Below are 18,939 nucleotides of genomic sequence, written 5' to 3'. Positions count from 1 at the left end.
GCATACAAAGCGGGGTGACGCGCCGGACAACGGGGTACAGGGAGACCGGCTCCCCATACCCCGTCGATCGGACGTAACCCCGCGGTTACCGACTGCTCGGCAACGGCTTGTCAGCTGCTCTTGACCTTGATCTCGCCGCTGATGATCTTCTCCTTGGCCGCGTCGATGGCTTCCTGGAGCTCGGCGTCGCCCGCGAACTTCGGGTTGGAGTCCGCGAGACCCACCTCGCCGCTCTTCAGATCGCCCCTGACGATACCGGTCTCGGGCTTGCCGTCCTCCACCGACTTCGCAAGGTTGTAGACGGCCTTGGCGACGTCCTTGGTGGCGGAGGTGAGGATCGAGTCCTTGTACTTCGCGAGGGCTTCCTGCATGTACTGGTCGGAGTCGACGCCGATCGCCCACACCTTGTTGGCGGCCGCGGCCTCGATGACACCCTGACCGGACAGGCCGGCCGCCGCGTAGACGACGTCGGCCTTCTTCTCGATCTGGCCCTCGGCGGCCGTCTTGCCCTTGTCCGGGCTGGAGAAGCCGCCCTCCTCGGCGGTCTGCGTCAGGTACTGGGAGAGGACCTTGACCTTCGGGTCCGTGTCCTTGACGCCCTGCTCGAAGCCGGCCTGGAACTTGTGGATCAGCGGGATGTCCACACCGCCCACGAAGCCGACGACATCGCTCTTGGTGCTCTTCGCGGCGGCCACACCGGCCAGGTACGAGGCCTCCTCCTCGGAGAAGACCAGGTCGGCCACGTTGTCCGACTGGACCTGGGAGTCGTCGACGATGCCGAAGGTGGTGTCGGGGTACTTGGCCGCGACCTCCTCGACCGCCGGGGCGTACGCGTAGCCGACGCCGACCACCGGGTTGTAGCCCTGCTTCGCCAGCGACGCGAGGCGCTGCGCCTTGTCGGCGTCCGTCTCGCCCTCGGTGGGCTCGATGTCGGCCGTCTCGTACTTGAACTCGCTCTTGGCCTGCTCCAGGCCCGCGTACGCGGCGTCGTTGAAGGACTGGTCGCCCTTGCCGCCGACGTCGTAGGCGATGGCGAGACCCTTGTCGCCCTTCGAGTCCGAGGTCGAACTCTCGGTCGAGGTACCGCCGCAGGCGGAGAGGGCGAGGGCGAGGGAGGCGGTCGCTGCGCCTGCGACCGCGATGCGGGAAACCCGGCGCATGTGTGGTGCTCCTGTCGTACTGGCGGATCCGGAGTGTGCGGGTGCGTTCCCGCGTCGTTCAGTGCGTGCCCGCACTTCCCCGGGATGCAGCGCCGTACGGTTCAGCTTCGGCGCTGGCTTCGCCGCAGATTAACGCGCGTAGACCAGCCTGAAAACCCCTTCTGTCCACCTTGTTATGCGCCCGTGGCCAACGGCACTCGGGGGCCAGGTCGGAAGCTTGCCACCCGCAAAGGGGGGCGAGGACCCCGGGTACGACGGAGCGGGCGGGTGCCCTCGGCACCCGCCCGCTCCGTACGGATCTGTACTTTTCGCCTGCTCAGCGGCCGGGTCCTACTCGGTCCTGACCTTGATCGAGCCGTCGATGATGGCCGCCTTGGCCTTCTCCACGGCGTCCTGGAGCCCCGCGACCTTCGCGTACTCCGGGTTGCTGTCGGCCAGGCCCACGCCGTCCACCTTCAGGTCGAAGGTCTGGACGCCGGTCAGCGGCTTGCCGCCCTCGACGGACTTGGCCAGCGAGTACACCGCGCCGCCGACGTCCTTGAGCGCGGAGGTGAGGATGAACTCCTTGTACGTGGCCAGCGCCTCCTGCTGGTACTGGTCCGAGTCGACGCCGATCGCCCAGACCTTCGCCTTGGCGGCGGCCTCGATCACGCCCTGACCGGAGAGCCCGGCCGCCTGGTAGACGACGTCGGCCTTCTTCTCGATCTGGCCCTCGGCGGCGGCCTTGCCCTTGTCGGGGCTGGAGAAGCCGCCCTCCTCGGCGGTCTGCGTCAGGTACTGCGAGACGACCTTGACCTTGCCGCCGCCGGTCTCCTCGACGCCCTGCTTGAAGCCGGCCTCGAACTTGTGGATCAGCGGGATGTCCACACCGCCGATGAAGCCGACGGTGTTGGTCTTGGTGGCCTTGGCGGCCGCGACACCGGCGAGGTAGGAGGCCTGCTCCTCGGCGAAGACGAGGGAGGCGACGTTCTTGCCCTCGACGACGGAGTCGACGATGCCGAAGGTGGTGTCGGGGTACTTCGCGGCGACGGCCTCCATCGCCGGGCCGTACGCGAAGCCGACGCCGATGACGGGGTTGTAGCCCTGCTTGGCCAGGGAGGCCAGGCGCTGTTCCTTGTCGGCGTCGGTCTCGCCCTCGGTGGGCTCGATGTCGGCGGTCTTGTAGCCGTACTCGTCCGCGGCCTTCTTCAGGCCCGCGTACGCGGCGTCATTGAAGGACTGGTCGCCCTTGCCGCCGATGTCGTACGCGATGGCGAGGCCGAGGTCCTCCTTGGTGTCGCTCTTTCCGCCGCTGTCACTGCTGGTCCCGCCGCAGGCCGTGGCGGCGAGAGCGAGCGACGCGACCCCCACCGCGACGCGGGTCAGTCTGGATATCCGACGCATCTGAAGTTCCCCATTCTCCAAAGCCCCGCAGTGGGCGCTCGGTTCGGCGCACATTAACGCGCGTAGACACTCCTGGGAACGGGGTACTCCGTGGCCGTTATCCATTCGTGCCGGTGGCCGGTTACGGACAGGTGAACCACCGGCTCGAACAGGGTGCGCCTGGGGCGATCCGGGCACGCCCGCGGGGCGGGCCCGACCGCTACGGGCAAGGCTGCCGCGCGGGCACAGGGGCCGCAACCGGAGCGGCCCCCGGGCCCGCCGGTGGCTACCGGCCGGCGTCGAGCAGGGCCGCGGCCGTGAACAGCTCCACGCCGACCTTGATCGCGGACTCGTCCACGTCGAAGTCGCCCTGGTGGAGGTCGCGGACCGTGCGCTCGCCCGGGGTGCGCACCCCGAGGCGGGCCATGGCGCCGGGGACCTGCTCCAGGTACCAGGAGAAGTCCTCGCCGCCCAGGCTCTGGTCGGTGCCCTCGACCGAGTCGGGGCCTCTGCGCGCGGTCATGGCGTCGGCGAGGAGCTCGGTGACGCCGGGCTCGTTGACGACGGGCGGGACGCCGCGGACGTAGTTGATCTCGGACTTGGCGCGGTGCAGGTTGGCCACCTCGTCGATCGCCGCGTGGACGATGTCGGGTGCGTCCCGCCAGGCCACCATGTCCAGGCACCGCACGGTCCCGGAGAGCTCCGCGTGCTGCGGGATGACGTTCGGGGCGTGCCCGGACTCGATCCGTCCCCAGGTCACGGCGAGGCCGCTGCGGGTGTCCACGCGGCGGGCGACCAGCGCCGGCACATCGGTGACCACGCGGGCGACGGCGGTGACCAGGTCGGTCGTCAGGTGCGGCCGGGCGGTGTGGCCGCCGGGACCGTCCAGGGCGATCTCCAGGCGGTCGCAGGCGGAGGTGATCGGGCCCTCGCGCAGGCCGATCATGCCCGCGTCCACCCGGGGGTCGCAGTGCACGGCGATGATCCGCTTCACCCCGTCGAGCACACCGCAGTCGATGGCCTCGGCGGCACCGCCGGGCAGCACCTCCTCGGCGGGCTGGAAGACCAGCCGCACGGGCTGCGGCAGCAGGCCCCGCCGGTGCAGGTCGGCGAGGACCAGCCCGGCGCCCAGCACGACGGAGGTGTGCACGTCGTGGCCGCAGGCGTGCGCCCGGTCGGGCACGGTCGAGCGGTAGGGGCACTCGGTCTTCGCGTCCGGGATGGGCAGGGCGTCGATGTCCGCCCGCATGGCGAGCATCTCGGGCCCGCCGCGCCACTGGTCCCCTTCCACACCGATGTCACAGACCAGACCGGTGCCGGCGGCGAGTACGCGCGGGCGCAGGCCGGCCTTCTCCAGCCGTGCCTTGATCGCGGCGGTCGTACGGAACTCCTGGTTGCCGAGCTCCGGGTGCATGTGCAAGTCGCGTCGGAACGCGACGAGTTCGGCACGCAGCGGCTCGGGGAGCGTGCCGGGAAGGGCGGCTCCCGCCGCTCGGGCGGCTCCGAGGAGGTCGGCGTCGGACTCCAGTGACATCAGTTGCTTCACCCTCTGAAGGGTAGGACGCCCGCACGGCCAACTGCCCCGAGATCAACAAAAGTTCAGCCCGTTAGGGGAAGAAAACTCGGCCGCCGAGCGCATAGGTATCGGTTCGGGTGGGTAAACTCGCCCGATTTCCTCCGGTCGGGCTGATCACGGGTACCACCCACTCCTCCACGCATACCACGCCTGGACCCGACCGCGCGCTTTCGTTCACCTGACGGACCCCCGCGGCGGAGGCCGGCGCGGTAGCGTGCGCGACCGTGACCGATCCGGACGCGGCCTTCCTCCAGGCCACCCGTGCCTCGTACGACACCATCGCCGCCGACTACGCGTCCGCCTTCCCCGACGCGATGGGCGGTGTGCCCTTCGACCGGGCCCTGGTCGGCGCGTTCGCGGAGCTGGCCCGCGCCCACTCCCCCGCCCCGGTCGCCGACCTCGGCTCCGGGCCCGGCCATGTGACCGCACTGGTGCACGACCTCGGCGTCCCGGTGTTCGGCGTGGACCTGTCACCCAGAATGGTGGCCCTCGCACGGCGCGCGTACCCGGCGCTGCGCTTCCACGTGGGCACGATGACCCGTCTGGGCCTGCCGGACGCGTCGCTGGGCGGCGTCCTGGCGCTCTTCTCGATCATCCATGTGCCGGACGACCGCCTGCCGGACGCCTTCGCCGAGTTCCACCGCGTGCTGCGGCCCGGCGCCCCCGTGCTGCTGTCCTTCCAGGTGCCCGACGGGCAGGACCGGCTCCACGTGACGGAGCGCTTCGGGCACGAGATCGCGCTGGACTACCACTGGCGTTCGCCCGAAGAGGTGGCGCTGCTGCTCGGCAAGGCCGGTCTCGACCTGTACGCGAGCGTCCTGCGCGAGCCGGAGGAGAAGGAGCGCCACCCGCGGGCGTTCCTGCTGTTCCGCAAGGCGCACCAGCGCCCGTCGCAGGCGGGCCCGGGACGTCAGGCCCCCTAGGGCCTCTTGCGAAAGCGGCCCTAGACGGCCTGCACCGCGGACAGGCGGTGCACGTCCCGTGCGGTCCCCGTCACCCCGTCCAGGAAGCCCTGGGCGCGCGGTGAGGCCGTCTGGGTGAGCCAGTCGGGGTCGATGTCGCAGACGGCGACGCGGACCTCGGTGCCGGCCAGCGCGAGCGGCAGGGTGTGGACCACCGTCGAGGGGAAGCTGAGGATGGTGCGGCCCACCGGGCCGCGGCGGGCGATGAGCTCCAGCGGGAGGTCGGGGCGGACGACCTCCAGGCCGGTCTCCACCGCCAGCCGGTGGAGCTTCTCGACGCTCTCGCGGCGGTGGGCGAAGTAGCGGCGGGCCCCGTGCGCCTTGGCCAGGGAGCGCACCGCCTCCAGATAGCGGTCGGCGTCCACGACGCCGGTCTCCACCAGCGAGGTGCCGACCATGTCCGCGCCCTTGGTGATGCGCGGCGGGCCGAAGCGGGCACGGGTCCAGGCGAAGTCGTTCGCGGTGACCGTGACACCGCCCGGCGTCTCCTCGATGGGCATGGAGGAGAACACCTCGACCCGGCGGCCCCCGCCCGGCGTCAGGCGACGCCGGGCCGAGGACGACACCGGGGCGAAGAGCAGATCACGCGGACCGGGGCGGGCGCCCCGCCGGTGCCAGCGCACCAGACGTTCGCCGCGGGCGAGCTGGGTGACGAACTCCATCGTCGCCGTCCCGTCGTCCACGACCACGAGCTCGCTCGCCCGCGTGATGGTGAGCAGCAGCTGCACGTACCGCGAGAACGGATCGCCCATCACGATCCGGTCCGCGCGGCGCAGCACTCCCATGAGCCCGCCGATCGTCTGGAAGGGTGCGGACGCGCCGCCGCGTGCCTCCTCCCAGCGGACCTCGTAGCCCTCCTCGCGCGCCAGTTCCGCCATCCGCCGCAGCTGGCCGCGGGTCATCGGATCGACGGGCGAGAGGACGACGAGGGTGAGCCCCGCGCCGGGCGCGTGGACATGCGCCCACTCCAGCACGTTCAGGAGCTGTACCGGACTCTCGACGAAGGCGAGGGTGCGAGGGCCGGCATTCCCGGCGCGGGGGCTCATCGGCTTACGACCGTCCCGTGATCAGGCGTGGTGGGAGTGGTGGTGGCTGACCTGGCGGTCAGACCTGGAGCGGCTCGCCGGCCGCGGCGGCGATCTCCGCCTCGGCGACGACGCCCTGGACGCGGCGCAGCTTCTTCATCGGGCCGAGCTCCGACTCGTAGACCTGCTTGACGCCGTCACCGAGGGAGGCCTCGATGGTGCGGATGTCGCGCACCAGGCGCTGCAGACCCTGCGGCTCGACGGACGCGGCCTGGTCCGAGCCCCACATGGCGCGGTCGAGGGTGATGTGACGCTCGACGAAGGTGGCGCCGAGGGCGACGGCGGCCAGCGTGGTCTGCAGGCCGGTCTCGTGGCCGGAGTAGCCGATCGGGACGTTCGGGTACTCCTTCTCCAGCGTGTTGATCACGCGGAGGTTGAGCTCCTCGGCCTTCGCCGGGTAGGTCGAGGTGGCGTGGCACAGCAGGATGTTGTCGCTGCCCAGGACCTCGACGGCGTGGCGGATCTGCTTCGGCGTCGACATGCCGGTGGAGAGGATGACCGAACGGCCGGTGGCGCGCAGCGCCTTCAGCAGCTCGTCGTCGGTGAGGGACGCGGACGCGACCTTGTGGGCCGGGACGTCGAACTTCTCCAGGAAGGCGACGGCCTCGGTGTCCCACGGGGAGGCGAACCAGTCGATGTTCTTCGACTTGCAGTACTCGTCGATCTTGCGGTAGTCGTCCTCGTCGAACTCCACGCGGTGGCGGTAGTCGATGTAGGTCATCCGGCCCCAGGGGGTGTCGCGCTCGATGTCCCACTGGTCACGCGGGGTGCAGATCTCCGGGGTGCGCTTCTGGAACTTGACCGCGTCGCAGCCCGCCTCGGCGGCCACGTCGATGAGCTTGAAGGCGTTCTCCAGGTCACCGTTGTGGTTGATACCGATCTCGCCGCAGATGTAGACGGGCTTGCCGGGGCCGACCTCGCGGGAGCCGAAGGTACGGAGGCGGGAGTTGGTGCTCATGGCAGGAACTTTCCTTACTTGGTGGAGGGGTCGAGAGAGTCGAGAGAGGGACCGAGGATCCAGCCGGCGATCTCTCGGATCGCGCCGACACCACCGGGGACGGTGGTGACCGCGCGTGCGGCGCCGCGTACGACGTCGTGGGCGCTCGCGACCGCGACGGGCCAGCCGACGAGGGCGAAGCACGGGAGGTCGTTGACGTCGTTGCCGACGTAGAGCACGCGCTCCGGCGTGATGCCCTGCTCCTCGCACCACTGCTTCAGCGCGAGGTCTTTGCGGTCGACGCCGTGCAGCACCGGGATCTTCAGCTTCCGGGCCCGGGCGGCGACGACCGGGTTCTGCTCCGTGGACAGGATCAGCATCTTCAGGCCGCTGCGCCGCAGGGCCGCGATGCCGAGGCCGTCTCCGCGGTGCACGGAGACGAACTCCCGTCCATCGGCATCGATCAGCACCCTGTCGTCGGTCTGGGTGCCGTCGAAGTCGAGTACGACCGCGTCGATGTCGTCTGCGGTCGGGAGGGCGCCGGGCCGGTCCGCGTCGAAGAGCGGGGCCAGGGCGCGGGCGCGGGCGAGGTCGTGCGGGTCGTCGACCTCCAGGACCCGCGCGGGGTCGGTGCGCACCAGTTCGGTGCGGCCGAAGAAGCGGTGCTTGTGCTCGCGGAAGCCGGCCGCGTCCATCGCGTAGGCGGCGCCGGTCTCCAGCAGGTCCTGGGGCCGGTCCTGGCGACGCGGGCGGAAGGACTTGTCGTGGTTGACGCCGTAGCCGCCGCCGGTGCTGCGCGAGTCGGCCGCGGTGACCACCTCGTCGGTGGCCGCCTCGGCGTCGGCGTCGCGCCAGATGAAACCGTGGAAGGGCGCGACGGTGACGGCGGTGTCGGCGCCGTTCTCGACGACCGCGCCGGCCACCCCGTCGATGTCCTCGTGGATCAGGAACGGGCTGGTGCACTGCACGAGCAGCACCGCGTCGACCGGGGAGCCGTGCAGCGCCTCGTGGGCGTCCATGGCGTGCAGGACGGCGGCCTCGGAGGTGGCGGTGTCGCCGGCGATGGCGGCGGGGCGCAGCACGACCTCGGCGCCGGCCGAGCGGGCGGCGGCGGCGATGGCCTGGTCGTCGGTGGAGACGACGACGTCGGTCACCAGCCGGGAGGCCCGGCACTCGCGCACCGCGCGGGCCACCAGCGGCACGCCGCCGACCGGGGCGAGGTTCTTCGCGGGCACGCCCTTGGAGCCGCCGCGCGCGGGGATCACCGCGAGCACACGGCGTACGGTCGCGCCTTGGCCCGCTTCCGGGTGGGACATGGGAACTACTCCTTGACCAGGGTTGATACGGCTCACAGCTCCCCCATCCGCCGGATGACGGGCGCGACCCGCTGGACGCCGTGCCGGTAGGCGCCGCGCGCGGCGCGACGCACGATCTGGCGCACCGGGCCGGGCTCCTTGTCGTGCGCGGGGGCGCCGGGCAGCGGGGTGCCGTCGGGACCGAGGTGGTGCCGGGCGAGGATGCCGGGCAGATAGCCGGGGGCGGTCACCGGCGTGTAGTACGGCGCCAGGGGGGCCAGCCCCCCGGGCTGCCGCAGCAGCTTGGCGATCCGCTCCCGGGCCGCGTCGAAGGCGGTCTCGTACGAACCGTCGGCGGCGACACCCTGCCGGGACACCCAGTCGGTGTCCGGCACCGGCCGGTGCCCGGCGTCGAGCTGGTCCCAGGAGGCAAGGCAGCCGGAGCCGACGAAGTGGTGGTTGCCGAGCGTCTCGCGGATCCCGAGGTCGGACAGGACGACGGTGGGGATCCGGCGGTGCAGCGACTCCAGCGCGGCCGTCGAGCTGACCGTGACGAGCAGGTCCGTGCGGTCCAGGACCTCGCCCATGTTGCCGTAGACGAGCTTGAAGTTGGGCGGCAGCTCGCCGAGCCGCTGCGCCAGCTTCTGGTACGGCAGTTCCTCGATGTGGGTGGTGTGCTCACCGGGCCTGGAGCGCAGCTTGAGCAGCACCTCGCGCTCGGGGTGCAGCCGCGCGTGCTGGACGAGGCGGTTCAGCAGGTAGGTGCGGTCCTTGCGGTTCTCGGGGACCGACGGCTGGGCGGCGAAGACCACCGTGTACGGGTCGTGTTCACCCGAGTACGCGGCGCCACCCAGGAACGGCAGTGCGACCTCGGTGACCGCGGTGGAGTCGGCGCCGACCCCGTCGTACACCGCGCGGAAGCGCTCGGCGTCCTGGCGCGAGTTGGCGAGGACGAGATCCGCGCCGTGCCGCAGCAGCAGGCCGTCGGCGAGCTTCTCGTAGACGACGCCGACGTAGCCGGTGACGACGACGGGCCGCTTCTCGCGGTCCGCCCAGACCTGCCGCAGGCCGTGCAGCATCGCCTGCACACCGCCGCCGACCAGGGAGAGGACGAGCACGTCGTACGACTCCCGCGCCATGACGCGCAGGAACTCGACGGCCGTGACCTCCGTGAGGGAGTCGGCGCGCACGCCCACTTCCGCCAGCTGGCGGGGCGTGGGGGTGGCCCGGCCGCGCAGCAGAAATCCGTCCAGGGCGGGGGCGACTTGCGTCCCGCCTTGCGATCCGGCTTCCATGGACGGGCCCGGAGCGATACGGCTCGCCGTCAGAGCACCCCATTTCCATCGGGTGTCCGAGTCGGCGAGTACTGCGATCCGCGTGGGCTTCGTTGTACTTGGTGGCACAGCCAAGACGCTAGGAAGCAATTTCTAGTTGCCGGCCAACCACGCCTCAACGAAAAGTTAACAGCAACCCACCGAGAGCCGAACTGGCTCGCCGAAGCCCAGGAAGTACACGGGATGCACCGTTCCGACACATCGAGTTCACCCTCTGTACCCTCACCGGAAAGTTCCGCAGCGGGGCCGCCTCCTAGGCTTTCGCAGGTGCCAAAGCTTTCCGTGATCGTGCCGTTCTACAACGTGCAGCAATACGCCCCGGACAACCTGAGAAGCCTTCGCGCGAACGCCCGCCAGGACTTCGAGTTCATCTTGGTGGACGACAAATCGAAGGACGAGACGCCGGCCATTCTCGAACGCGCGGCCGAAGAGCTCTCCGCGGTCGCTCAGGTGCGCTATATCCGCAGAGAGGAAAACGGAGGGCTGGCCACCGCTCGGAACTCCGGCCTCGAGGTGGCGACCGGCGAATACATCACCTTCCTGGACGGTGACGACTGGCTCGCCCCCGGCTACTACGGCGAGCTGGTCACGGCCATCGAGCGGCTGGGCTGCGACTTCGTCCGCACCGACCACGTCCAGGCCACCCACCGCGCCCGCACCGTGCACCGCGTCCCCGTAGGGCTCCGGGACGAGGTCATGAACCCCCGTGACGCCATCCTGCCCGCCGACCGCACGACCTCCGTCGACTACGCCTACGCCTGGGCCGGCGCCTTCCACCGGCGGCTCCTGGACAAGGGCCTGCTGCACTTCACCGACGGGCTGCGCACGGCCGAGGACCGGCCGTGGATCTGGAAGCTGCACCGTGAGGCCGAGTCCTTCGCCGTGGTCGGCCTGCTCGGCGTGTTCTACCGGCGCGGCGTGGCCGGCTCCCTCACGCAGATCGGTGACGTCCGCCAGCTCGACTTCATCCGCGCCTTCGACCAGGTGATCGAGGAGACGGCGGCCGACCGCGACGCCGAGCGGCTGCTACCCAAGGCCGTACGCACCTACTGCGCGATCATCGCCCACCACCTCTCGGAGATCGACAAGTTCGAGCCGTCCGTGGCCAAGCAGCTGCGGATCATGAGCGCGGCGGCCATAAAGCGCATGCCCCAGGACGCACTCGGCGACGTACTCGACACCATGGACCTGCGGCGCGCCTCCAAGCTGCGGCGGCTGCGGCGCCGGATCACCACAGCGAAGGCGGCTGCCTGATGTCCCGTACCACCCAGATCTTCTGCGTCTCCACGCTGTACGGCGCGGCGACGCTGGCCGCCGCGATCGACTCCGACTGCTTCGAGGAATCCGACCGGCGCGTGCTGCTGGTCTTCAACAACTCGGCGACGCCGGAGACCACGCCGGCGGTCGACGAGATGCCGGGCTTCGACACGCTGCGCGACCACTTCGACGACGTGCTGTCGTTCAACGAGGCGATCCACCCGTTCCACCCCGGTGCCTGGCAGCCGCGCCCCGACGACCTGCCGCTGTTCGAGCGCTATCTGCGGCTGCTGTGGGGGCTGGGCGACGACCGGGTCGAGCTGGTGATGGAGTCCATCCAGGTCAACCCGGCGCTCGGGCTGGCGCAGATCTTCACCGGCGCCCCGGTCCATGTCTACGCCGACGGCCTGATGAGCTACGGCCCCACCCGCAACAAGCTCGACCCCCTGGTCGGCACCCGCGTCCGGCGCCTGCTGCACCTGGACCTCGTACCCGGTCTCACCCCGCTGCTGCTGACCGAGTTCGACGTGCCGGCGCAGCTGGTGCCGACGGACGCGTTCCTCAAGGTCATGAGCGGCCTCACGGACGTCGCCGGGGACCTGCCGGCCCTGCCGGACAACGCAGCCCTGCTGCTCGGCCAGTACCTGTCGGCCCTCAACATCATGTCCGCCGCCGAGGAGGAGAACCTCCACGTGCGGATGCTGCGCGGTGCGGTGCAGCGCGGGCACCGGGCCGTCGTGTTCAAGCCGCACCCGACCGCGCCGGCCCGCTACAGCCGCGCCCTGGAGGCGGAGGCCGACAAACTCGGCGTCGAGCTCACCGTGCTGGACTCCCCCGTCCTCGCCGAGGTGCTCTTCGCCAAGGCCCGGCCCGCCCTGGTCGTCGGCTGCTTCTCCACCGCGCTGTTCACCGCGTCCGCGTTCTACGACCTGCCGGTCGCGCGCATCGGCACCGAGCCGCTGCTGGACCGGCTCACGCCGTACCAGAACAGCAACCGGCTGCCGGTCACCCTGGCCGACGCGCTGCTGCCCGACCTGGAGAGCCGCGGGAGCGAGGAGCCGCTCGCGGACGAGCTGCTCAACGGGCTGGTCGCCGCGGTCGGCTTCACCATGCAGCCGCAGATCCAGTCCGGTCTGCGGCCCGCCGCCGAGCGGTTCCTCTCCCAGCACCTCGGCCCGCGGACCCAGCGCTACTTCAAGAAGCGCCGGCTCACCTCGCTGGGCCTGCCCGGCGGCATCCCCGAGCGGCTGTCCTTCCTGCCCCGCAACAGTACGGCGCGCCGGGTGGTGCGCCGGGCACGGGCGTTGAAGAAGGCCGTCAAGCGGTAGATGAAGAGGGCGTGAACAAGGCGCCACATCGGCGGGAACCGAAAAGAGAATATGCGTGCGGCGGCTTTTCCGGATCTCGGTCCCGGGAAGCCGCCGCCGCCTTTGACCAGCGGCTGCGTTAATTTCCGTACCGAATACTTCCCAAACCTTCAAATAGCAATGATCTCAGGCCTACGATCGCGCCCATGCGCATCTCCCAGGTCGAAGCCGCCAATGCCCGGATGCTGGCCTACGCCCCGTCCGTCCGGCCCGTCGCCACCAGCGACATCATCCGCACGCATCGCAAGAAGCACCCGTACCGGGGCCTTGCCGAGATCGACTCGCCGTACTGCCCGCCGTTCGTCATGTTCTGCGTGAACGACGACGCGGTCGCCCTGGACACCCTGTGGAACGGCACCTTCGGCTACGAGCCCGGCAGCCTCTCCACCTGGGCGCGGCTGGCGGCGAAGAGCGCGACGATAGCCGACGTCGGCGCGCACGTCGGCTACTTCTCGATGATCGCCGCACTCACCAACCCCAAGGCCAAGGTGCACGCCTTCGAGCCGGTGGACCAGGTGCACGCGCGGCTCGCGGTGAACATCCGGCTCAACAACGTGCAGAACGTGCGCCGTTACCAGGCGGGCGTCTCCAGCGAGCCGGGCTGGGCCGACATCAGCGTCCGCTTCTCCGGGAACCTGCTGTCGACGGGCTCCTCCCTGGAACACGCGGCCGGCGACGCCGAGATGAAGCGGATCCAGCTGGTCACGCTGGACGAGGTGTTCGCCGACACCAAGCTCGACCTGATCAAGATCGACGTCGAGGGCCACGAGATGTCGGTGCTGGAGGGCGCGCGCCAGGTGCTGAAGCGGGACCGGCCCACCGTGATGCTGGAGGCGCTGGTGGGTGCCCCGCTGGACCCGCTGCTCGCCGAGTTCGGGCCGCTCGGGTACGACGCGCACTGGGTCGCCGAGGAGGAGGACACCCTCATCCCGGCCGACCGTCCCCGGCCGAGCGGCACCCGCAACCTGCTGTTCACGCCCCGCCGTTAGGGCGAGCGCACGAGACGCTCCCGGAGCCTGCCGACTCCGGGAGCGTTCTGCGTTCTGGGTTCTGCGTTCTGGGTTCTGCGCTATGCCCTCCGCGTCCTGCGGGCCCGGGTGGGTCAGCCGCCCAGGAGGGTCCGCAGCTCCGCGGCGTTGGCCTGGGTGACCTTCCACAGCTCCTGCTGACGGCCGTGCACGTCGGCCACCGTCTTGGCGTGGTCGGCGAGCAGGTCGCGGGAGCGCTCGACGAGCACCTCGGCGAGGTTGCGCTCGTGCACCGAGACACCCCACTCGGGGCGCTCGATGTCGCGCAGGAAGTACGCCATCTTCGGGTGCGAGATCAGGCTGATGATCGGCGTGCCGCAGCCGAACGGGATCATGCCCGCGTGGCCGCGCATACCGATGACCAGCCGGGTGCGCGCGTACAGCTCGCGGATCTCGTCGTTCTCGAAGTCGTACATCGGGATGACGGGCATCGACACGCCGTGCTCACGGCGCAGGTCGAAGGCGATCCGCTCGTCGTCGAGCGAGTGCGCCACGCACTGCACCTCACCGAGGTCGCCCAGCTCGCGCACGGCCTTGGCCATCTGCGCGAGGAAGTGGCCGTAGTCGTGGCCGAAGCGCAGGGTGGCACGGTCGTAGGCGGCGTTGATGAGGATGGTGTCGTCCCGCTTCACCGGGTCCTGCCAGCCTGCGACGAGCTGGCGGGTGACCGTGGTCGGGCACGGCTGGAAGCGCACCTTGTCGTGCAGGTGCGCCGGGATCATGGCCCGGACCTTCTCGATCGAGCCGTGGTTGCGCAGCCCGAAGAAGGCGGACTTCTCCACGAGCAGCCGCAGCGACTCACGGAACCGCTGGGCGCGGTAGCTCTGCCCGTCGAAGGCGTTGAAGCCGACGGCGTACACCGCGATGGGCACGTCGATGCGCTTCAGCAGCTCGTCGGGGACGTTCCACTGCCAGGCGCTGTTGCCGTTCGGCATGGTGTCCGGGATGAACAGGCCGCCGCCGCCGATGACCATGCCGCGCCGGGAGTTGACGCGCTCCAGGGCCGCCTCGTCGAACAGGCGGTGGGCGTGCACCGAGTGCCAGCGGCGTCCCGTGGTGTCGGGGTCGAAGGCGAGGCGAACGCTCTCGGGGAGCAGCTTGTCGCCCGCGTTGCCCTGCCGGTCCATGTAGAACGCGACGTGCGCGAGCTGCTCGACGGCACTGCCGGACTGCTGGGCCGGCATGCCGATGGTGCGCTGGTGCCAGATGCGGCTGGCCCGGTGCGTCGGGTCGACGGTCAGACCCTGGACGGCGTGCTTGTGCGCGGTGGCGTCCTCGCCGTGCACCCAGGAGATCAGGGCGAGCCGGGCGAAGGCGGTGGCCGCGCGGTTGGGTGCGGCGGTGGCCAGCAGCAGCTGGGCCTTGGCCTCCTCGTAGCGGGAGACGGCCAGCAGGGCGTGTCCGTAGACCTCGTGCGGCCAGGCCTCGTCGACGGGGATGTGGACGCGCTCCATGATGTCCACGGCGGCCTGGTAGTCGCCGGCGCCGATGTGGGCGAGCGCGACCCGGCGGGCGGCGTCGACGTCACCGGTGCGCTCGACGTACGGGGTGCCGAAGTGCACCAGCAGGTCGCGGTGCGTCGTGCCGCCCGCGCCCACGTACGCCGCGTGCAGCTCGGCGTCCGTCATGTCGAACTCGCGCCAGCGCTCCTGCGCCTTGTCGTAGCCCGACTCGCCGCCCTGCCAGGGCTTGTGCCGGCCGGTGAAGTGCAGGATCGCGGTGTCGTCCGGGACCGCGAGGTCACCGGAGAGGCGCCGCTTGACGAAGTTGTACTTCGGGTCGAGGCGGACGAAGTCGCCGTTCAGGACCGCGTTGAGGATGCCCTGGTCGTGCTTGTCGAGCTCGTAGGCACCGGTGTGGCCGACGTGGTCGATCTTCGCGTAGAACTCGTCGCTCAGGTACTCCTTCTGAATGACGAGCAGACCGCTGTTGAGCTTGTGCTGGCCGTAGAAGAACTGCGGTACGGCGGCGAGGCCCTCGCGCAGCGACAGCAGCTCCGAGAGCGACCCGAGGACCACCATGTCGGTGTCCAGGGTGATCACGGTGTCGTAGTCGCGGATCTTGAAGACGTCGAGGATGAAGTACGCCTTGCGGACCAGGTAGTTGTCCTGGTCGCCCTTGGCGTAGCCGTCGTAGTGCTCGGCGTCGACCCGGCGGAAGCTGACGCGCGGGTGCAGGGCGCGGATGCTGGCGACGGAGGACGGCTTGAGGTCGTCGTGCAGGACGATGAAGTCCTCGCACACACCCGGGTTCGACAGCGCGAGCGAGCGCAGCAGGGCCAGGAAGCCCGGCAGGTAGTTCTCGTCGACGAAGCTGGCGAAGGCGATGCGGCGCTTGCCGGTCAGCGCGCTGGCGTCGGTGGCCGGGGCCGCGCTGCGAGGCTCGGCGGGGGCTATGTGGGTCGCGGTCATCGCAGGGAGATCCTCATGCCGGAGACGCTCTGGGCCCGTTCCATGACCCACGCCTTCTCGCTGGTGTATTCGTGGACGGACGTGATGGGCATCTTCATCGCCGCGTCGAGGCGGTACGCACCGCTCTCGTAGAAGTCGAAGCCGATCAGGTCGATGGCGCTGCTGACGTCGAGGAAGTCGAGCAGCCACAGCATGTTGAAGCCGGAGGTGGGGATCGACGGCCACTTGTCCGTGCCCCACTTGCCGATGTTGCGCACGGGCCAGCGCAGCGACTCGTCGCCCAGGTACTTCTGCGCGCCCGGCACGAGGCGGTTGCGCAGCGAGTACTTCCAGTCGCCGGAGATCCCGCCGAAGACCAGCCGCGTGTCGACCTGCTGGTCCCAGTTGAAGCCGTGCTTGTGGATCGTGACGTGGATGTCGGTCCGCTTGCCGGTGTTCGCCGCGTCGATCTTGTACGAGTTGAAGCGCACGACCAGGTCGTAGGCGTCGATCTCGGTGCCCTTGCCGCTCTCGCCGACCTTGCCGGAGTTGGCGATCAGGGCGATGGACTTGCCGGCTATCCGGTTGCGGAACTCACCGAGGCTGATCCACTGCAGATTGCCGAAGGTCGGGTCGTCCAGCGGTCCGCGCATCCGGTTGCGCCGCTGCTCGGCGAAGAGGCCGATCGCCTCGATCAGCTCGGGGCTGGGGCGGTGCTGGACGCCGGTGCTGAGGTCCAGGTAGTGGCTGAGCGCCTCCTGGAACTCCTGCTCGGGCGCCTCCGTACGGTCGAGCGCGACCAGCGCGCCCACCAGCTGCGCCTGGGCCCGCTCCCAGTCCCCGGCGGCGTGCGTCGCGAGACCGTCGGCCCACACGTCGGTCGCCGGGCCGGCGGCGTACGCGGCGGCGTCCGGGACGGTGCGCTTCAGCAGGGTGAGCAGCTCACCACGCTTCTCCTGCGCGGTGCGCAGGCCGGCGACCTTGGCGCGGACGCCGAAGCCGTCCTCCGTGGTGAGGCTCAGGTAGCGCTCGAAGGCGTCGACGGCGGCGGCCGGGCGGCCCATGGCCTCCAGCAGCCGGCCGCGCAGCCGCCAGCCGGCCCGGGAGTTCTTGCGCTGCGACAGCACCGTGTCGGTGATGAGCAGGGAGAGGTTCAGCTCGTCGTCGTAGCCGCAGTCGAGCGCCTTGTTGCCGACGGCGAGGAGCGCGTCGAGCAGCTCGTTGGTCAGGCCGGCGCCACCGACGGCCTTCGCGCCACGCCGGATCAGGCTGCCCGCGCTCGCGGACGCCGACTGGGGCTGCTCCTGGGCGGCCCACAGGGCGAGCAGCTCCCGCAGCTTCTCGGCGAGCGCGATGCGCCGGGAGTCGAGGCTGCCCACGAGCTTGCCGCTGTGCACCGCGCAGGCGCGCAGGCAGTCCTCCAGCTCCACCGGAGTGACCTGGGCGGTCGGCGGACCGGCGTCAGTGCTCGCCGATGCCGTGTCCCCTGTTCGGGAACGTGACCATCTGCTGCGAACCGTCATGGTGCTCCTGCTCTGGATGTGACGAAGCAGGCAAGGATCTGCCTCGGTAAACGTGGTGGGTTGGAGAACACTAAGAAACCAATACGACGAAAAGGTGAACCGATAGGGGCCGGTGGGCAAATCGTGTTTCCGTCGAACGGAATTCCGTCAACCGACGTCCTAGGGTGGCGGGCGGCGTCGCAGGACGTTGACACACACCTCCGGGGTTATGCCGGTTACGGGCGCTTTGGGCAGGATGGCGCGCATGCGGGCCCACGGACAGACGAGGTAGCCGAGGTATTCCAGCGTGACCGAGACGGTCGTCACCACAGCCAAGCCCCCCACCGCCACCGCCGCGCCCGCGCGGCCGCTCGAGGTCGGCGGCGTCCGGCCGCGGCCCAGAACGACGGGGGGCCGGCTGCGCGCCCTGGACGGGCTGCGGCTGCTGGCCGCGCTGATGGTCGCGCTGTACCACTACGGCGGCCGGGGCGGTGAGATCACCCATGCCTGGGGATCCTCGCCCAAGATCCAGTTCCCGACGCTGCACTCCTGGTTCGCCTACGGCTGCCTCGGCGTCCAGATCTTCTTCGTGATCAGCGGGTTCGTCATCTGCATGAGCGGCTGGGGCCGGCCGCTGCGCTCCTTCTTCGCCTCCCGGGTCGCCCGCCTGATGCCCTCCTACTGGGTGGCCGTCGTCCTGGTGACGGCCGTCTTCGCGCTGCCGGGCGTGGCCTACGCGGCGGTGTCACCGAGCGAAGCGCTGGTGAACCTGACCTTGCTCCAGCAGCCGCTCGGCGCCGACCGGGTGCTCGGCGTGTGCTGGACGCTGTGGGTGGAGATCCGCTTCTACGCGCTGTTCGCCGTGTGCATCGTGCTGCCGGGGGCCAACCGCCGGCGGGTCGTCATGCTGTGCGCCGTCTGGACGCTGCTGGCGGCGATCACGCAGGCCGCCGACCAGCCGTTCCTCGATCTGGTCCTGATGCCGGAGTACGCGCCGTTCTTCATCGGCGGCATGGGCATCTACCTACTGCACCGCAACCGGCGGGACGTCACCGCGTGGGGCATCGTCGCGGTGAGCTGGCTGACCGGGCAGCACCAGGCGGTGTCCCACCTGTGGCACAGCCCGCAGCCGGACCAGTTCTCCTACCGCTCCGCCTCGGTGATCATCCTGATCGTCACGTTCGGCTTCGTCGCGGTGCTCGCGGTGGCGCTGGGCTGGCTGAACCGGGCCGACTGGCGCTGGCTGACGGTCGCGGGAGCGCTGACGTACCCCTTCTACCTGGTGCACGAGCACCTGGGGTGGCCCGTCGTCGAGCTGCTGCACCAGCACCTCGGGCTCCCCGCGTGGATGACGATGACCGGCACGCTGACCACGATGCTGGTGCTGGCGTGGCTGTTCAACCGGTACGTGGAGGAGTGGGCGACGCCGCTGCTGCGGCGGTCGCTGACGCAGGTGCGGACGCCGAAGGACTGACCTCGCCCGGTCGGGCGTGATCGCGGGTGCGGTACGGCTGTTCGACGCGTACCGCGGGGCACCCGACCCGGGGCCCCCGCCCACGCACCTTGCGCAATACGCGGCCCGGGCGGGGGTAGCCGAGCCATCCTGGTAATCGTTCACCGGGCGTGGCGTCGTTCGCGCCACCCGCGGGGGCGGGAACGCGTACGGTACGTAGGGAATTGACCC

At 70.3% G+C, this 18,939-nt stretch carries 14 protein-coding genes; 5 read left to right on the top strand and 9 right to left on the bottom strand.

The genetic code is table 11. The annotated features are described in order from the left end of the window. Window positions 1–110 precede the first annotated feature (110 nt). The 3 genes from ACIP2X_RS32815 to ACIP2X_RS32805 form a co-directional block, all read right to left on the bottom strand. Entirely contained in the window at window positions 111–1,160 is a 1,050-nt protein-coding gene (locus ACIP2X_RS32815; RefSeq protein ID WP_401680193.1) for a BMP family protein, read from the bottom strand. 330 nt (window positions 1,161–1,490) lie between these two features. Next, window positions 1,491–2,543 (bottom strand): BMP family protein, encoded by a 1,053-nt coding sequence (locus ACIP2X_RS32810; protein WP_401680190.1) that lies wholly within the window; start codon window positions 2,541–2,543, stop codon window positions 1,491–1,493. A 265-nt stretch (window positions 2,544–2,808) separates the two neighbouring features. Further along, the gene (locus ACIP2X_RS32805) at window positions 2,809–4,056 is read right to left on the bottom strand and encodes an amidohydrolase (protein WP_401680261.1); all 1,248 of its coding nucleotides are present in this window, start codon (window positions 4,054–4,056) and stop codon (window positions 2,809–2,811) included. A 266-nt stretch (window positions 4,057–4,322) separates the two neighbouring features. Between ACIP2X_RS32805 and ACIP2X_RS32800 the strand changes: the two genes are divergently transcribed. After that, window positions 4,323–5,021: a class I SAM-dependent methyltransferase gene (locus ACIP2X_RS32800; RefSeq protein WP_401680188.1), complete on the top strand. Its 699-nt coding sequence runs from the start codon at window positions 4,323–4,325 to the stop codon at window positions 5,019–5,021. A 20-nt stretch (window positions 5,022–5,041) separates the two neighbouring features. Here the strand turns inward: ACIP2X_RS32800 and ACIP2X_RS32795 are convergent, their stop codons facing one another. Genes ACIP2X_RS32795 through ACIP2X_RS32780 form a run of 4 tightly spaced genes read right to left on the bottom strand, consistent with a single transcriptional unit; the run spans window position 5,042 to window position 9,780 of the window. Further along, a complete protein-coding gene (locus tag ACIP2X_RS32795) occupies window positions 5,042–6,106 on the bottom strand; it encodes a hypothetical protein (RefSeq protein WP_401680187.1) in 1,065 nt (354 codons plus the stop codon). Between the two features lie 58 nt (window positions 6,107–6,164). Then, window positions 6,165–7,103 carry an N-acetylneuraminate synthase family protein gene (locus tag ACIP2X_RS32790; protein ID WP_401680184.1) on the bottom strand — a complete coding sequence of 313 codons (939 nt, stop codon included), beginning with the start codon at window positions 7,101–7,103 and terminating at the stop codon, window positions 6,165–6,167. A 14-nt stretch (window positions 7,104–7,117) separates the two neighbouring features. Continuing rightward, window positions 7,118–8,398 carry a cytidylyltransferase domain-containing protein gene (locus ACIP2X_RS32785; protein WP_401680181.1) on the bottom strand — a complete coding sequence of 427 codons (1,281 nt, stop codon included), beginning with the start codon at window positions 8,396–8,398 and terminating at the stop codon, window positions 7,118–7,120. Window positions 8,399–8,430: 32 nt separating this feature from the next. After that, window positions 8,431–9,780: a DUF6716 putative glycosyltransferase gene (locus tag ACIP2X_RS32780; RefSeq protein ID WP_401680177.1), complete on the bottom strand. Its 1,350-nt coding sequence runs from the start codon at window positions 9,778–9,780 to the stop codon at window positions 8,431–8,433. A gap of 198 nt (window positions 9,781–9,978) precedes the next feature. Between ACIP2X_RS32780 and ACIP2X_RS32775 the strand changes: the two genes are divergently transcribed. The 3 genes from ACIP2X_RS32775 (at window position 9,979) to ACIP2X_RS32765 (ending at window position 13,324) form a co-directional block, all read left to right on the top strand. Beyond that, complete coding sequence (locus tag ACIP2X_RS32775; protein WP_401680174.1) at window positions 9,979–10,965, top strand: glycosyltransferase family 2 protein; 987 nt, start codon at window positions 9,979–9,981, stop codon at window positions 10,963–10,965. After that, window positions 10,965–12,296, top strand: coding sequence for an alpha-2,8-polysialyltransferase family protein (locus ACIP2X_RS32770; protein WP_401680171.1), 1,332 nt, complete (start codon window positions 10,965–10,967; stop codon window positions 12,294–12,296). Before ACIP2X_RS32775 ends, ACIP2X_RS32770 begins: the two co-directional genes overlap by 1 nt. Window positions 12,297–12,481: 185 nt before the next feature. Then, a complete protein-coding gene (locus ACIP2X_RS32765) occupies window positions 12,482–13,324 on the top strand; it encodes an FkbM family methyltransferase (protein ID WP_401680168.1) in 843 nt (280 codons plus the stop codon). A gap of 113 nt (window positions 13,325–13,437) precedes the next feature. Here the strand turns inward: ACIP2X_RS32765 and ACIP2X_RS32760 are convergent, their stop codons facing one another. Next, a complete protein-coding gene (locus tag ACIP2X_RS32760; RefSeq protein WP_401680165.1) occupies window positions 13,438–15,774 on the bottom strand; it encodes a glycosyltransferase in 2,337 nt (778 codons plus the stop codon). Next, window positions 15,771–17,276 (bottom strand): glycosyltransferase family 29 protein, encoded by a 1,506-nt coding sequence (locus ACIP2X_RS32755; RefSeq protein WP_401680162.1) that lies wholly within the window; start codon window positions 17,274–17,276, stop codon window positions 15,771–15,773. The genes ACIP2X_RS32760 and ACIP2X_RS32755 overlap by 4 nt, the downstream gene beginning before the upstream one ends. A 286-nt stretch (window positions 17,277–17,562) precedes the next feature. Between ACIP2X_RS32755 and ACIP2X_RS32750 the strand changes: the two genes are divergently transcribed. Next, entirely contained in the window at window positions 17,563–18,729 is a 1,167-nt protein-coding gene (locus ACIP2X_RS32750) for an acyltransferase family protein (RefSeq protein ID WP_401680159.1), read from the top strand. The last annotated feature ends 210 nt before the right edge of the window (window positions 18,730–18,939 follow it).

It is taken from the genome of Streptomyces sp. NPDC089424 (genome assembly GCF_044749345.1).
GTDB lineage: Bacteria > Actinomycetota > Actinomycetes > Streptomycetales > Streptomycetaceae > Streptomyces.
Note: the sequence above shows the minus strand (reverse complement) of the source record. Positions and strands in the feature narration are given on the sequence as shown.

What these genes read in the sequence shown, in the direction of transcription:
- ACIP2X_RS32815 (WP_401680193.1), bottom strand. Translation starts at nt 1,160, where the DNA reads ATGCGCCGGGTTTCCCGCATCGCGGTCGCAGGCGCAGCGACCGCCTCC.
- ACIP2X_RS32810 (WP_401680190.1), bottom strand. Translation starts at nt 2,543, where the DNA reads ATGCGTCGGATATCCAGACTGACCCGCGTCGCGGTGGGGGTCGCGTCG.
- ACIP2X_RS32805 (WP_401680261.1), bottom strand. Translation starts at nt 4,056, where the DNA reads ATGTCACTGGAGTCCGACGCCGACCTCCTCGGAGCCGCCCGAGCGGCG.
- ACIP2X_RS32795 (WP_401680187.1), bottom strand. Translation starts at nt 6,106, where the DNA reads ATGAGCCCCCGCGCCGGGAATGCCGGCCCTCGCACCCTCGCCTTCGTC.
- ACIP2X_RS32790 (WP_401680184.1), bottom strand. Translation starts at nt 7,103, where the DNA reads ATGAGCACCAACTCCCGCCTCCGTACCTTCGGCTCCCGCGAGGTCGGC.
- ACIP2X_RS32785 (WP_401680181.1), bottom strand. Translation starts at nt 8,398, where the DNA reads ATGTCCCACCCGGAAGCGGGCCAAGGCGCGACCGTACGCCGTGTGCTC.
- ACIP2X_RS32770 (WP_401680171.1), top strand. Translation starts at nt 10,965, where the DNA reads ATGTCCCGTACCACCCAGATCTTCTGCGTCTCCACGCTGTACGGCGCG.
- ACIP2X_RS32765 (WP_401680168.1), top strand. Translation starts at nt 12,482, where the DNA reads ATGCGCATCTCCCAGGTCGAAGCCGCCAATGCCCGGATGCTGGCCTAC.
- ACIP2X_RS32760 (WP_401680165.1), bottom strand. Translation starts at nt 15,774, where the DNA reads ATGACCGCGACCCACATAGCCCCCGCCGAGCCTCGCAGCGCGGCCCCG.
- ACIP2X_RS32755 (WP_401680162.1), bottom strand. Translation starts at nt 17,276, where the DNA reads ATGACGGTTCGCAGCAGATGGTCACGTTCCCGAACAGGGGACACGGCA.